Source organism: Paenibacillus sinensis, assembly GCF_019904155.1.
Classification (GTDB): Bacteria; Bacillota; Bacilli; order Paenibacillales; family Paenibacillaceae; genus Paenibacillus_AQ; species Paenibacillus_AQ sinensis.
Genome location: NZ_JAHCMB010000241.1, coordinates 1 through 15,396 on the forward strand (window position 1 = coordinate 1; position 15,396 = coordinate 15,396).

The window sequence follows — 15,396 nt, forward strand, 5'->3', positions numbered from 1 at the left end:
ACAAGCGTTATATATTTGGTATATGCAGTATCGACAGCCTCTTCAGATATTAATTCATTAATCTCTCTTAATGCCTTATCAATGTATAATCGATCCATCCATTTATCGCCTCGCCAGCATTCAATATTTTTCCACAAAGTAATCTTAACACATTTTTTTGGGAAAGGAATCGAAGAAACACATGAGGGCTAATGCCTTAATGTTCTTGGTTGACTTATCTCCAGCTTACCGCTCAGTATAGGGGAAAGCGAAAGCTCGTTCTGTGGCGGCGAATGTATAAACTACCTTATGTTTATGATATAGTGAATAATACTATAGGTAATACAAGGACACTCACCTCCATATGTGATACAAGATTCGTAAAGGAGTCCCACATGGCAGAATTTGTCTACAAACAAATTGTTGATGACCTGAAAGAGAAAATCTTCGCCGGACAATTTCCGGACATGCGGCTGCCGGATGAGCGCACGCTGAGCGAAACCTATGGGGTCAGCCGAAGCTCCATCAAGCGGGCTCTGACCAAAATGGAAAGCGCCGGGATTATTTTCAAGAAGCGGGGTTCCGGAACCTTCATCAACCCTTTGTACATAAAGAACGAATCGATATTCAATTACGAGGGCTCAAATCTGGGGGTCACCGACAACTTTCAGATGCACGGCAAGAAGCCCAAGGTCAAGGTGCTGAGCTTCGAAGTGATTCCGCCGACGGAAGAGCTGCAGCGGGATTTATTTCTGGAACGGCATGATTTTGTCTACAAAATCATTCGGCTTCGCCTCTTTGACGACGAGCCTTTTATGATCGAGACCGGCTATATTCCGATCAAAATCGTCCAGGACCTCAACCAGACGATTATCGAGGGATCGATCTTTAATTATCTGGAGGACTCCCGCAATCTGAACGTGACCAAGTCGTTTTTATCGATTTTTGCGGAGCCTTCGGAGGCGAATGACCAGGAATTGCTGCACCTGGGAGAGAACGAGCCCGTAGGCATTATGGAGGGCATTTTCTTCCTCGACAACGGCACACCCTTCGAATTTTCCCATATGCGGTTTCATTACAAGTACTTGAAATTTAACACCTTCGTATCGGTTCAATAGCGGACAAAAGACCGTAACCGACAGGGACGGATCGACAAGGCCGGGGCTTAAAGCTCCGGTCTTTTTCCATCTGCATTCGCTTCAAATTTTATTGGAATCTCTGTACATAATAAGAAAATTAAATGTAGTTATGTCGATCATTCCCTTCATATTTCAAACTATGTTCAATATTTCACAAAATTGGACCGTATTATTTCTCGAAAAGGNATATTTTGGTACGTACCAATTTCAAATGAAATAGGGAGTGAAAGTAATGGGATTGGCAGTAGAGGTTGATTATTCATCAAAAGCGTATTTGGAGAAGCTTGATGCTTACTGGCGTGCAACCAATTACATCTCGGTCGGACAGCTCTATCTTAAGGATAATCCGTTGTTAAAGGAACCGCTGAAAGAATCCGACGTTAAAGTGAAGCCGATTGGACACTGGGGCACGATTCCCGGCCAGAACTTCATTTATGCTCATCTCAACCGTGTAATCACCAAATATGATCTGAACATGTTCTACATCGAAGGCCCTGGACACGGTGGCCAGGTAATGGTCTCCAACTCTTATCTGGACGGAAGCTACACTGAAATTTACCCGGAAATTACGCAGGACATCCCCGGCCTGAAGAAGCTGTTCAAGCAGTTCTCGTTCCCGGGCGGCGTTGCTTCCCATGCCGCTCCCGAAACGCCGGGATCGATCCATGAAGGCGGAGAACTGGGATATTCCCTCTCTCACGGCGTCGGTGCCATTCTCGATAACCCGAACCTGATCTCCGCCGTAGTAGTTGGCGACGGCGAAGCCGAGACCGGACCGCTGGCCGCTTCCTGGTTCTCGAACCGGTTCATCAACCCGATCACGGACGGCGCTGCGCTGCCAATCCTGCATCTGAACGGCTTCAAGATCAGCAACCCGACCATTCTGTCCCGCATGTCGAAAGAAGAAATCACGGCTTACTTCAAAGGCATGGGCTGGGAGCCGTTCTTCGTGGAAGGCGAAGATCCGGAGAAGATGCACCCTGAAATGGCAAGAGTGCTCGATACGATTATCGAGAAGATCGCAGCTATCCAGAAGAACGCCCGCGAGAACAACGATCTTACGCGTCCGGAATGGCCGATGCTCGTATTCCGCTCCCCTAAGGGCTGGACGGGTCCGAAGCAATGGGACGGAGTGCCGAATGAAAACTCCTTCCGCGCTCACCAGGTTCCGATTCCGGTGGACCAGAAGAACATGAAGCATGCTCCGGCTCTGCTGGAATGGCTGAACAGCTACAGACCGGAAGAACTCTTCGAGGATAACGGCCGCCTGAAGGCCGAGCTCGCCGAAATTCTGCCTAAAGGCGACAAACGGATGGGCAAGAACCCGGTCACCGATGCCGGCAAGCTTGTGAAAGAGCTGAAGCTTCCGGATTTCCGCAAGTTCGCGGTGGATAATTCCGTTCCGGGCAAGGTTACGGCACAGGATATGGCCGTTCTCGGCAAATACATGAAGGAAGTCATTGAGCTCAACGAAGAGAACCGCAACTTCCGGATCTTCGGACCGGACGAAACGATGTCGAACCGTCTGGGACCGGTGTTCGAAGTTACGAAACGCCAATGGCTGGATCAGATTATCGAACCGAATGATGAGTTCCTGGCTTCTTACGGACGCGTAATCGACTCCCAGTTGTCCGAGCACCAGGCTGAAGGTCTGCTGGAAGGCTATGTGCTGACAGGCCGCCACGGGTTCTTCGCCAGCTATGAAGCATTCCTTCGTGTCGTCGACTCAATGATTACCCAGCACTTCAAATGGCTGCGCAAAGCTACGGATCAAGGCTGGCGTGCAGACATTCCGTCGCTGAACGTTGTTGCGACTTCGACTGTATTCCAGCAGGATCATAACGGCTATACGCACCAGGACCCGGGTCTGCTCGGCCATCTGGCTGACAAGAAGCCGGAATTCATCCGTGAGTATTTGCCTTCTGACGCCAATTCTCTGTTGGCGGTATTCGACAAGGTGCTGAATGACCGTCAGAAGATCAACCTGATCGTGTCCTCCAAGCATCCGCGTCCGCAGTGGTTCAGCGCCGATGAGGCTCAGGAACTGGTCGACAAAGGTCTCAAGACCATCGACTGGGCAAGCACCGACAAGGGCGGAGAACCGGATGTCGTATTCGCTTCGGCAGGTACAGAGCCGACAATTGAAGCCCTGGCTGCCATCTCCATTCTGCATGAGAAGCTGCCTGAGCTGAAGATCCGTTATATCAACGTGGTTGATCTGCTGAAGCTGAGAAGCCAGAAGCTTGATCCGCGCGGTCTTTCCGACGAAGAATTTGAGCAATTTTTCACAAAAGACAAACCGGTTGTCTTCGCGTTCCACGGCTATGAAGGTCTGATTAAAGACCTGTTCTTCGAACGCCAGAACCGCAACCTGCATGTGCATGGCTACCGTGAGAACGGCGACATCACGACACCGTTCGATATGCGCGTGCTGAATCAGATGGACCGCTTCGACCTCGTGAAGGAAGCCGTGCTGAGTCTGAAGGACGCTTCCAAGTACAAGGCGATCGCCGATGAAATGGATGCGATGGTGAAGAAGCATAACGCTTATATACGCGAAGAAGGCTTCGATCTTCCAGAGGTTGAAAGCTGGGTATGGAAAGACCTGAACTAACATAAAGATTCCTCCGATATGCAGAAGGCCTGATCCCCGCGGGGATCAGGCCTTTTTTTCAATCCGGCGTGATATCCCTTATCTTCCCCTCCTAACGACCTCCTACCAAAGTCCCTAGAAATATAAGGAATCATTTTTACAAAACCTAACAAAGAGAGTGCGTTTTGTCGTAAAATAGAGTAAATGATCTTAAGCGAATTGAGGTTAACTGATGAAAGAAGCACAGTCGAGGCCTGAGAAGAAGCTATTGGCCGTCATTTTGTTATTGCTGGCGTTAGGTGCTGGTCGCTATTCGCTGCCGATGCTGGTCGGCCTCCAATTCTCCTTTCAAAGTCTGTTCACGATTCTGGCCATCCGGCTCATCGGGCGTCGGGCGGGACTTCTCATTTCTGTGGTAGTGCTGGCGGCTCAGTGGGGAATTTGGCACGGTCCGGTTACCGATGCGCTTCTGTTTCTGGAGATCGCCTTCCTGTGCTTCTACAAACGGAAGAATCCGGGCAGCTTCCTTCTGCGTGATTTGATGTACTGGGCGTTCCTGGGAGCGCCTATTCTTTATATTCTGACCGTTATCCAGGGACAGCCGTCCATGACCGAATCGATCCTGCTGATTACAATGCCGACGCTGAATGGAATCACGAATGCGCTGCTGTCCGAGCTGCTGCTAATCTATGTTCTTCCGAATCTGCTCTACTCCAAAAGGGGCAAGAAGGAGAAGGAGGATATCCCGCTTCAGGGGCTTTTGTTCCATGTGTCTGTAAGCGGAATCATTTTCGCCTTTATCTTGATTCTGGTCTTTACCGGACAGTATCTCGATAAGGCGATGCATCAGCGGGTGTTTCAATTCGCGAGCTCGCTTAGCTCCAACGTCCGGGATGAATTAGCCGGATGGACGGATGAAGACGATCGGATGCTGAGCCTTCATGCCGATCTGCAAGCTGGCAGGCTGGAGCAGCTCGTACTCAACAAGAATTCCGGCAATGCCCGGATTCTGATTACGGATCAGGACGGATATGTATACGCCGACAACCGGATGAAGGGGACGGGGAAGCGCTGGTTATGGCCGGAGGGCGAGTTCTACCGGTACAACGAGAAGATGTGGCTCTCTCTTCCCTCCGGCGATCATTTATATGAGCTGGCCCGCTGGAACGATGCGCTCTACATCCTGGACGATCCAATCAAGAGCCGCAATAATCTGCATGTCCTGATCCTGGTTCCGGCATTCGACTATTTACAGGATACGAAGTCGGTCTACAGCCTTATTCTGGGTCTTTCGCTGATCTCCATTCTAGTCATTATGCTGGGCAATGTCGTTCTGGGCAGAGTGATTCAACGGGCGATGGCGGGTCTTGTGCGGGCTACAAGCGGGCTGCCCGGCAGGTTGTCGAGCGGAGGCACTGTTGATGTAACGAAGGGGAGAATCTTTGAATTCAACAGGCTGATCGATAATTTCAGAGAAATGTCCGTCAAGCTAGGCAGCATGTTCCGGGAAGGAGAGGAAATGAACGGGCTGCTGCAGATGCAGGCTGAGAAGGTTAAACATTCGGAGCAGCTGTTCCGGCAGCTGGCCTTCTCCGATAATTTGACGAATCTGCCCAACCGGCTTTATTTCTCAAGCTATCTGGACCATCTTCAATCCGAGCTTGGCAATGGCAATGGAGCGTCGCAGGTGACGATGCTGTTTCTGGATTTGGATAAATTCAAGAGTATTAACGATACCTTCGGACATGAAGCGGGTGACGAAGTGTTGATCCATGCTGCACAGGTGCTGAGCCGCTCTTGCGGAACGGGGAGCGTATGCCGGATCGCGGGGGATGAGTTCGTTGTCATTCTGGAGGAGGCGGACTGTTCGCAGGCAGAGGAAATCGCGGAAGCCATTATTGCCGGAATCCGGGAGCCGTTTGTCCTGGGGGAGCGGGAGCTGTTCATGTACACGAGTATTGGGATCGCCTCATTTCCGGGAGATACTTCTGATCTGTCGAAGCTAGTACAGCTGGCAGACCGGGCAATGTACAAGGCCAAGCAGCAGGGCGGAGGCGGTTACGCCTGGTACTCCGCAGCCTGCAGGGAGGTGCGGGAGCAATGAGAAGCATATTTCGAATGAACCGGCTGTGTCTGTGTCTTCTGCTGTTATCCTTGACGGCATGCTCCGGCGATTATCCGGGATTGAGCCAGTTTCCCGCACAGAATTTGCCGTTCCGTGATCAGGAGGCGAATAAGTCTGAAGCCGCCCCGAACAAGCTGGTTATCTGGTCGTATTACGACATGACTAATTCCAATGATGTGTTCCATAAGGAGCATCCGGAAGTAGAGCTTGAGACCAAGCAGGTAGACTTCGATAAAATGACCGAAGCGTATACCAACGCGCTTGTATCTGACGATGCGCCTGATGTGATGATCTTTGACAGCGGTAAGATGGGAGATTTCAACGGCCTCGACGTCTTTGTGGATCTGAAACTTCCTGAATATCATTTGGAAAATGTAACCCGCGTCATCCCGAACACCCTCATTCCGCTGCTGTCCAGCTTCGACGGGAAAAGGCTGCTGGCCGTTCCGACCGGCTTCGGGGAAGCCCTGACCTTCTACCGGGAGGATTTGTTCCGGCAGAACGGGCTTCCTTCGGAGCCCGACGAGGTCGCCGCTGCTATGAGCACACCGCAGGGCTGGCTGAATATGGCTAAGAAGCTTCGGCAGAACGGGATTTATATCTTTCAGAAGAACACCGACCCGCTGGATATTACTTCGACAAGCGTTAGTCTTTTTAATAAAGATTTGGAGTTTAACTGCGGGGGCGCACCCTTTACCGAGGCGCTTGAAGTGGCAAGAGAGGTGAAGCGGTCGGGTCTTGCGCTGGGCGTCACTGTCTGGGACCAGGCAGGCCAGGAGGCTCTCGGCAGCGGCAGGCTGGCCATGTTCGTTACAGGCCAATGGGGAAGCTCCGATCTGCAGAATTGGGTTCCGGATCAGAGCGGCAAGTGGCGGGCGACTCGTCTGCCGCTTGGGATATACGGAATGAACGGCGGCGCTGTTGTGGCCATTACGAAGAAGAGCGCGAACAAGGAGCTGGCGGCGCAATATGTGAAGCGGATCGTCAACCTGACCGATCTGGGGAAGCCGGATGCGTACCTTGGCGGACAGAACACGACATTAATGGTCAGGGCCGATATTTGGCATTTGGGCGCTCTAACGCCTACTCCACTGGACAGCCAGGTGAAGGAGTTCTGGAATGACAAGCTGAGGGAGGCGGTAGAGTCCGATTTGCCTGTCGGGGAGCAGTGGGCCAACATCCAGACCCAGCTTGAAATCCTAACCAAGGACGACCGGGCCAGCCTGTTGATGAGGAAGAAGAACCAGTATGAGGCTGAGCCGTGAACAGGCAATGGTTCGGCATCATACCGGAATGAAGGTTATTATTATGGATTGCTCAGTATATCCCCGGCAATGCCAACGGATTCTGCTTGCTCAGCCCGCTTCCCCTTAATCATAAGCTTCTCGGCCTTAGGGCGAACTCTTGAATTTCACCTTGCTGGACACGCCTGATTACCGTTTCGATTTGTTCATCCATGGATCGGTCCTCCTCTTAAAAATGTTGTCAGGAACCGGACAAAGGGGCTGTCCCATCTACTAATCTGGTTTGTTAGTGAAATATAATAGTATTAGGATAACAAGGCTTACGAAACCTTGGTATAATTCAAAATGAAGCCGTCACCAATCAAGGAGGATCAGGTCATGAAGAATAACGAAAACCTCAAGATTTATAACCTGGCCGATATCGGGCATTTAAAAGTTCACGGCCGAACGGCGAAGAATCGGAGCCCGCTTACCCTGTTCTGGACCGGAAGCGGCATCGAGCTTAATGTTACAGGTTCCGAGCTCTGGATTGAAGTCGAGTCGGACTACGATTTGTATGAGCCCTGGATTCACATGCTGGTCAATTCCGCTCCCGTGAGCCGAAGAATGCTGACCGCCGGACGTTATTGGGTGTGTGTGTTTAGAGGCTTAAATGAAAACGCTGCTAAAAATATCCGCATTCTGCGCGAGGTTCAGGCGATGAGCGGAGACCCTTCTTGCTCGCTGCAAATTCATGCCGTGAAGACGGACGGCGACTTCCTCCCGGTTCCGGAGAAGCCGTACAAGATCGAGTTCATCGGGGACAGCATCACCTCGGGCGAAGGCATCATCGGAGACAAGGCGGAGACCGAATGGATTTCGATGTGGTTCAGCGCAGTCGATAACTACACGACACTGACGGCGGAAGCGCTGAATGCTGACTGCCGAATTCTCTCGCAGAGCGGGTGGGGGGTGCTGACGAGCTGGGACAATAACCCGAACGCCAACCTCCCCTGGTATTATGAGCAGGTATGCGGGCTGCTGAACGGAGAGAAGAATGAAGCGCTGGGCGCGTTTGAGCCTAATGATTTTGAATCCTGGCAGCCGGATGCGGTTGTGGTCAATCTGGGCAGCAACGACGGCGGCGCGTTTGTGTCCCCGGAATGGAAGGATGAAGTCACGGGCAAGGTCTACAAGCAGCGGCTGAATGAGGATGGCAGCTTTAATGAGGAGGATGTGTCGAACTTCGAGAAGGCTGCCGAGCAGTTTCTGTACACTCTCCGTAAAAATAACCGGCATGCCCATATCGTCTGGGCTTACGGTATGCTGGGCATGCCGATGATGCCGGCCATCTACCGTGCGGTGGATGCCTATACTCGGAAGACCGGCGACCGGAAGCTCTCGATCTTCCAGCTGCCGAACACGAATGAGGAGACGGTAGGCTCGAGAAGCCATCCCGGCGCCCTATCCCATCAAAAGGCGGCGCGGGAGCTGACGGAGTACCTGAAGGAGATTTTGGCGAAGTAGGCAGAACTGAGGGCAGTTGGATTTATTCCAAGACAAGGGCTTGCAGCTTGCGGTACTTATAAATGGCTGAATTAACGTGGACGGAAAATGAAAGGCGGGGAGTCTGCCATGAACAGGATAAGCCCTCTTGATATAACGAAGAAACTGGAACGCATGGAAATTGAACTTACGAAGCTGAACGCCAAACGCTCCCTCAGCAAGGCGGAAAGAAGGCTGGAGCTTGCCGAGCTGGGAAACTGTCTGCTGCTGAGAGATGCGGCGCATCCGCAGTCACCGTACTATAACCGCGTAAAGGGCTTTGGTCCCGGCGATATTCCGCTTCTGAGCCGGATTCTGGACCATTACGGCGAGTCGCCCCCTTGCTTCGATCTGACGCCGGATCATATGACGGCGGATGTCTCGCAGGCGCTTCTGAAGCAGAGATATATGCCGGCAGAGCAGCTGGCCTTCATGGCGGCCAAGCCCATGAAGCAGGAAATATCGGACCTGCCGGAGCTGCAAATCGAGCGGGTAACCGGGGAGAGCGCAGAAACGTTTATTTCCTGGATTGCCCGGTCAAATGGGGAGACTCTATACAGCCGCGACATTGTGGACCGGGTGAAGGGATACTTTCATGCTTCCCATTTTCATAATTATATGCTCACGATTGACGGGCAGCCTGCGGCCATGGGATCGCTTTTTCTGCATGGGAATGAAGGTTACCTCGCCAACGACTATACCTTTGAAGAATTTCGGGGAAGAGGCTGCCAGACGGCCTTGATCAGCCGCCGGCTGTCAATCGCTGCGGAGCTTGGACTGGAGTATGTCTATACCGATGTGGAGTTTGGATCGGTGAGCCATGCCAATATGAAGAAGGCCGGCTTCCACACGGCCTTTATCAATACATTCTGGATGCACGGGTAGAGAGGCCCGGCCTGTGGCCTAAGCGGGAGCCCGGAATCAGCGTGGATTAAGCTTCACTTGGGAGCCCTTTCCACCGCTCTGGATGCCGGTATCCTTCACCCCGACCGTCTTCAGATCATTTACAAGCCGTTCCAGGACGGCTCTGGATGCCGCGGCTTCCTTGGCGCCGGCTGCCTTGACCGTCAGCAGAACCGGCTTGCCGGCCAGCAGAAGCTTCTCCGCCTGACGGAGCTTGGTTTCATAGTCATGGTCTTCGATGAAGGCGGTGAAGCGAAGCTCCTTGGCCTTCTCGCGGCTGCCTCCTCCGGAAGCGCGGCTGTCTTCCGCTCTGCGGGCTGCGGACTCCTTCCGCATCGCTGCCTTCCCGGTGCCCTTGGCCATCAGGGTGCAGGGGGGCGGACTGCTCATCAGCGATGTGCAGACGAGATCGGCGCCTGCACTGACAGCCATCGCGAGCGCTTCATCCCTCGATATAACGCCGAGCTGCTCTCCATGCAGTCCGGTGAGGCTTACCTCCGACGCCTTGATTTGTTCGTTCATCAATACTGCCATAAATACGGAACCTCCCAATTGGATCGATAAAGCTATCATATACGGATGCGGGGTCGCGTTCAAATGCCGGATCACGCAGTACGGCGGACCGCGCGCCGCACGGTCCGCCGTACTTTTTCAAGGAGCTGCTGCGCCGATAAGCAGAGCAGCCTCCTTAATCACAAGATGCTGACGGCTAGACCCGGTTCCGCTCCATCCATGCGGCAGCCCAGTCCACAAGCGGACGCTGCTCCAGCAGCCGGACCTCGGCTCCGCCGATCCGGTGGACCGGAACGCCTGTGGCCGCGTCGTATTCCTGACCAAGCCGGATGAAATCGGAGTCGTCAACGGCCTGGGTTTCGTAGTCGATCCATTCCCGCCGCCCGTCCTTCATGACGGCGCTGCTCTCTCGGGCAAAGGCCTTGCCGGGGAAGCCTGAGATCGTCTCGGCGAGATGCAGCGAGGTGTTCTTCTCGTAGCCGACGCCGATGAGCAGGATATGTCCGTTAAGCTGGTACAGCTTATCCAGCGGCGAGCCTGAGCCGAAGATGTTGCTCAGATCATGATCCCGCGTCAAATAGTCGGCATGTTTGCCGACGGCCGCCACAGAACGCGCGGGGTGATCGGAACGGCAGGCGCCCGGCCACTTTCGGAACATTTCGGCGACAACCCCCATGCCGATGGCGGGGGTGATTTCCTTGTCGTAGGCAGGCCAGTGCTCGCGGATAACCGGCCACCACTCGGCCTTGGCCTCCCAATGCACGCCCGTGGAAGGGTCGAGATTCTTCCACGTCTGGGAGGGCATCATCAGCGTTCCTTCGCTGCCGACGATTTCGAGCAGAGCCCGGATCAAGGTCTCCGATCCGCCCACTACGTAACCAATCTTGCTTAAGGACGTATGGACGAAGATATGCTGGCCTTTGGAGACACCGCAGTCTCTGAAGGCTTTAACCAGATCCTCTTTCGTAAATATCCCCCGTATTTCCGCTTGTTCAAACGTTTGCAATGATTCCATCAGTCAAAAACCCCCCATTTTTTCGAATGAAGTGCACAAGTTATTTTGAATAAGACAAGCCGCCTCTATATGGAGAAGCGGCGGCATCCTGGGTTCAATGAGGGAGGTGTTCTTCCTCCCACCGGGCCAGCCAGCCCGGGATGTCCTCCGGCTTCAGCGGACGGCTGAAGTAATAGCCTTGTATGCGTTCGCAGCCATGCTTCAGCAGGTATTCGAGCTGGTCATGCTGCTCCACGCCCTCCGCAACGACCGCCATGTTCAGACGTCTGCCAATCATGATGATTTGCTCCACCAGTATGGCCTGGTTTGTCCTATGCGGGATGAAGTCGATGAAGGACTTGTCGATCTTCAGAGTGGATATCGGCAGATGGGTCAGATAGCTCAGGGAAGAGTAGCCGGTCCCGAAGTCATCCAGAGCGATCTTGACGCCCTGATCACGCAGCGCATCCAGCTTCGGTCCGATCAGCTCATAGGACTCGACAAGCACGGACTCCGTGATCTCAAGCTCCAGGCTTCCCGGCTTCAGACCGCAGGATTCCAGCGTGCGGAACACCAGATCGTTGAAATCCTTCTGCATCAGCTGGGGCATGGAGATATTGACCGATATGGTAAGGTGGCTGCAGCCCCGCTCATGCAGGGATTTCAGGAAAGCGCATGCGTTTCGCAGCACCCAGGCGCCAAGCGGGATAATGAGATGCGAGTCTTCGGCAATCTTGATGAATTTCAACGGTGACACGTATCCGAGAACCGGACTCTTCCAGCGCAGCAGCGCTTCGAACCCGGTCACCTGATTGAGCGACATGTCCGCCTGCGGCTGATAGACCAGCTCGAATTCATTGCGCTCCATGGCCGCGTAGAGCTGCTTCTCGATATTCATCCGTTCGGCAAAAATATCGTTGAGCGGATGATCGAACACGACGAAGCGGCCGCTTCCCTTCTCCTTGGCTTTGTACATCGCGATGTCGGCCCGCTTCACCAGCTCCATGATATGGCTGCCGTGATCGGGATATAAGCTTATGCCGATGCTGAAGCTGATATGCAGCTGGCTGCCGCCCATATCGATCGATTCCTTGAATCCGGCAAGAATGCCCGATATGAACACATCGATACAGGAGGGATCAGGCAGCGGCTCCAGCAGGATAATGAAGTCGTCCCCTCCGAACCGGTACAGCTTTCCCTCGCCGCCGAGAATGGAGAGCAGCCGCTCGCTGGCTTTGATGATCAGCCGGTCGCCAAATTCATGTCCGAGGGTGTCGTTGATATATTTGAAGTTATCGATATCGAGAATCAGGAGGGCAGCCCGTTGACTGGTGTCAGCCAGGAAGCTGCTTGCCGCATGCTCGTATAAGGCAAGCTTGTTGGGGAGATCGGTCAAGGCGTCATGGTACGCCAAATATTCCATCTTGCGCTCGCTTTCCGCCAGCATTTGCTGGTTATCGGTGAGCTGATCGTACTGCTGCCGGAGTTCTTCTTCCGTTGCGATGATTTCCTCGTAGGCGGCCTCCAGTTCTTCATGGCTGTGGGCCATTTCCCGGTAGGTTGCCTCCAGATTCTCCTCCATTCTCTTGATCTGCTTCAGCTGGCGGAGAATGAGAATAAATACCAGAAGGGCGGTGGTGAAGACGAAGAACCACCCCTTGATCATGTTGATTTCCTCGATCCAGCCGGGCGAGGTGACCAAAGCCGAAACCGCGCGGTCTGTCAGCAGAATCCACAAGCAGCCCACGATAAAGTAGATGCCGGCAATCCGGGCTGAGCCGAGCAGAGGATTAAAGGAGCGTTTCCCGGTAGCTGGAGATGGGTTGCGATGATCCGAGGCTGTGTCCGTTTCATGTGATCCCTGCTTGACCTTCCCGCCATTGAACTGCCGCATAATGAGTTCCTCCAAATCATAAACATTTGCCTACTGTTAAAATTTTCTCCGATGCCCCTTTGAAATCCTTTTTCCGCAAGCCAAAAACCCCTTAAAAAGGGGTCGCGGCGTCGATGTCTGATTATGGGGCAAGGAGCAAAGCCAAAAAAGCCTGGAACAGCTCAGGCTCTAGGGCAAAAGTATAGCACAGCGGCTATCGGCAGTCTAGCAAATTTTGTGAGCGATGGCATAATAAGACCGGTAGTCGGGACCTGGCGGATGCGGCCTGCTGCCTGGGCTTACCCGAACTCATGGAGCTGTGCGTATCCGTCAATACAGCTGGACATAGAAGGTGGTGGATTCCCCAACGATGCTCTTGGCGTAGATCTTGCCTTTATGCTGTTCGACAATCGATTTGGCGATTGCGAGCCCAAGCCCGTAGCCGCCCTGCTTGCGCGTTCTGGATGCATCGGTGCGGTAGAACCGGTCGAAGATCCGGGTTAAATGCTCGGGCGCAATACCGGCTCCCGTATTGGATACAGACAGCAGAATGCCGTTGTGGGCTTTTTTCAGAGTGAGGTTGATCGATCCGTGAGGGTTCACGTATTTCACCGCATTGTCCAGCAGGATCATCAGAACCTGTTGAATCTGCTCGCTGCTGCCGCGGACCATGAGCCCGGGCTCGATATCGTAATCCAGTGACAGCTGCTTCTCGAAAATAACGGCCTCCATCGTAAGAATTGTGTTCTCGGTCGCCTCGCTCATATTGAATTCTCTGACCATCATGCGGGTTCTGGAGTCGTCCATTTCAGTCAAGTACAGCAGATCGCTGGTCAGTCTGGACATCCGCTCCGCCTCCGACTTGATATAATTCAGCCACTTCGACTGGTTTCGGATCGTGTCCTCGCTATTGGCAAGCAGCACATCCGCATTGGTGTTGATGATGGCGAGCGGCGTCTTAAGCTCATGGGAAGCGTCGCCAATGAACTGCTTCTGCTTCTCGAAAGCCTCCTTGACGGGCTTGATCGAGCGGTTGGCGAAGTAACGGCTTGTAAAATAAAGCACGACCAGCATAACCATCCCCACGGCGGCGAAGGTGTAGATCAGCTTCGTCAGGATATCCTGTCTATCGGAGGTATCCAGGAAGACGAAGATATACCCCTCTGCATTCGGCTGCTTCAAATAGGTCCATTTGCTCCCGTCCAGCGAGAACGATCCGGTATCCTTCTTCATGGACAGGGCTTCCTGCAGAGCTTGCGGATACAGGCTGGCATCCATATCAAACGGAGCCTTGGTTGTCGTGATTTCATACGTCTTGTCCGTCTGCACCGTAAAGGCCACCGAGCGTTCGAACGCCTGGCCGCCGCCCCCTCCGGAGCCGCCATCCGTCGGACCGCCCCCTCCGGAAGGGCTTCCTTGATCCGGCTGCCCGGGGCTGCCGCCATCCCGTTGACCGGGCGACTTCTGGGGAGAATCTGCACTCCGGTGCAGTTCCATATCGATATCGGCCCGGACATTCTGGTACATAATGATATAGATTGAGGCAAAGGCCACCAGCATGATGAGGGAAATGGTAACCAGATTGACAATGAGGAACCGGTTTCGGAGCTTGTCGAACATTAGCTTGTCACCTCTAATACATAGCCAACCCCCCGAATAGTGCTGATCCGCACCTCCGAGTGCAGGAAGGCCATTTTTTTACGCAAAAAGGAAATGTAGACTTCAACGTTGTTGTACTCCACCTCGGAATCAAAGCCCCACAGCTTCTCGATAATCTGCTCCTTGGAGGTCACGGCCTGCTTCCTTGTCAGCAGCAGCTCCAGCAACTCGCTTTCCTTCAGGTTCAGCTTCATTTCCTTCCCTTTAACGGTAAGCTTCAGATTGCCCGGATGCAGCTCGACGTCCCCGAATTTCAATGTATCCTCGGGCAGCACCTCGCCCTTGCGGCGCAGGGCGGCACGGATTCTGGCCATCAGCTCTTCCGTGGAGAACGGTTTGGCGATATAGTCGTCCGCCCCGTAATCGAGCCCGGCCACCTTGTCCGAGATTTCGCCCTTGGCGGTCAGAAGGATGACGGGGGTGGGATTGCCTTCGCCCCGCAGCTCTTTCAGCACGCTGATTCCGTCAAGCTCGGGCATCATGATGTCGAGCAGCACGAGATCGTAGATGCCGCTATGCGCATAATCGAGCCCCGAGCGGCCGTCATGGACGATATCCACCGAGTAGTTGTGTTTTTTTAAAATTTGGGAGAGAGCTTCCGCCAGATGCACCTCGTCCTCAACAATTAATATTCTCATAGGTTGTTCATCCTCGCCTAATGTAGTCGTCAATTAAGATGAGGCCATTATATCAGGAATACCTTGAATGAACCTTAACCTTAAGGAAGGAGAGCCTCTGCCCCCTAATCTTTTGTTAAGAGAATGTAAAAGAAGATAAACGCCATGTAAAACCATTTAAGATTCATTAAAGGTTCGACGCTTAAGCTGTTCACAACAGCCGATGCGAAACA

At 53.3% G+C, this 15,396-nt stretch carries 11 protein-coding genes; 6 read left to right on the forward strand and 5 right to left on the reverse strand.

Going from position 1 to position 15,396, the window contains the following annotated elements:
• Positions 1-374: 374 nt before the first annotated feature.
• The 6 genes from KIH86_RS28620 to KIH86_RS28645 all read left to right on the forward strand — a co-directional run bounded on the left by KIH86_RS28620 (position 375) and on the right by KIH86_RS28645 (position 9,489).
• The gene (locus tag KIH86_RS28620; protein ID WP_223081508.1) at positions 375-1,097 is read left to right on the forward strand and encodes a GntR family transcriptional regulator; all 723 of its coding nucleotides are present in this window, start codon (positions 375-377) and stop codon (positions 1,095-1,097) included.
• A 253-nt stretch (positions 1,098-1,350) separates the two neighbouring features.
• Complete coding sequence (locus tag KIH86_RS28625; protein WP_223081507.1) at positions 1,351-3,732, forward strand: phosphoketolase family protein; 2,382 nt, start codon at positions 1,351-1,353, stop codon at positions 3,730-3,732.
• Positions 3,733-3,943: 211 nt separating this feature from the next.
• Positions 3,944-5,815 carry a GGDEF domain-containing protein gene (locus tag KIH86_RS28630; protein ID WP_223081506.1) on the forward strand — a complete coding sequence of 624 codons (1,872 nt, stop codon included), beginning with the start codon at positions 3,944-3,946 and terminating at the stop codon, positions 5,813-5,815.
• Positions 5,812-7,101 carry an ABC transporter substrate-binding protein gene (locus KIH86_RS28635; protein WP_223081505.1) on the forward strand — a complete coding sequence of 430 codons (1,290 nt, stop codon included), beginning with the start codon at positions 5,812-5,814 and terminating at the stop codon, positions 7,099-7,101. Before KIH86_RS28630 ends, KIH86_RS28635 begins: the two co-directional genes overlap by 4 nt.
• Before the next feature lie 357 nt (positions 7,102-7,458).
• Positions 7,459-8,586 (forward strand): SGNH/GDSL hydrolase family protein, encoded by a 1,128-nt coding sequence (locus KIH86_RS28640; protein ID WP_223081504.1) that lies wholly within the window; start codon positions 7,459-7,461, stop codon positions 8,584-8,586.
• Positions 8,587-8,739: 153 nt separating this feature from the next.
• Positions 8,740-9,489, forward strand: coding sequence for a GNAT family N-acetyltransferase (locus KIH86_RS28645; RefSeq protein WP_223110790.1), 750 nt, complete (start codon positions 8,740-8,742; stop codon positions 9,487-9,489).
• A 36-nt stretch (positions 9,490-9,525) separates the two neighbouring features.
• On the opposite strand, the gene infC is transcribed toward KIH86_RS28645, so the two are convergent.
• The 5 genes from infC to KIH86_RS28670 form a co-directional block, all read right to left on the reverse strand.
• Complete coding sequence (gene infC / locus KIH86_RS28650) at positions 9,526-10,041, reverse strand: translation initiation factor IF-3 (protein WP_223081502.1); 516 nt, start codon at positions 10,039-10,041, stop codon at positions 9,526-9,528.
• A 175-nt stretch (positions 10,042-10,216) separates the two neighbouring features.
• Entirely contained in the window at positions 10,217-11,035 is an 819-nt protein-coding gene (locus KIH86_RS28655; protein WP_223081501.1) for an aminoglycoside N(3)-acetyltransferase, read from the reverse strand.
• Between the two features lie 94 nt (positions 11,036-11,129).
• The gene (locus KIH86_RS28660) at positions 11,130-12,908 is read right to left on the reverse strand and encodes a putative bifunctional diguanylate cyclase/phosphodiesterase (RefSeq protein WP_223081500.1); all 1,779 of its coding nucleotides are present in this window, start codon (positions 12,906-12,908) and stop codon (positions 11,130-11,132) included.
• A 309-nt stretch (positions 12,909-13,217) separates the two neighbouring features.
• Positions 13,218-14,507 carry a sensor histidine kinase gene (locus tag KIH86_RS28665; protein ID WP_223081499.1) on the reverse strand — a complete coding sequence of 430 codons (1,290 nt, stop codon included), beginning with the start codon at positions 14,505-14,507 and terminating at the stop codon, positions 13,218-13,220.
• Positions 14,507-15,184 (reverse strand): response regulator transcription factor, encoded by a 678-nt coding sequence (locus KIH86_RS28670; RefSeq protein WP_223081498.1) that lies wholly within the window; start codon positions 15,182-15,184, stop codon positions 14,507-14,509. Before KIH86_RS28670 ends, KIH86_RS28665 begins: the two co-directional genes overlap by 1 nt.
• Positions 15,185-15,396: the final 212 nt, after the last annotated feature.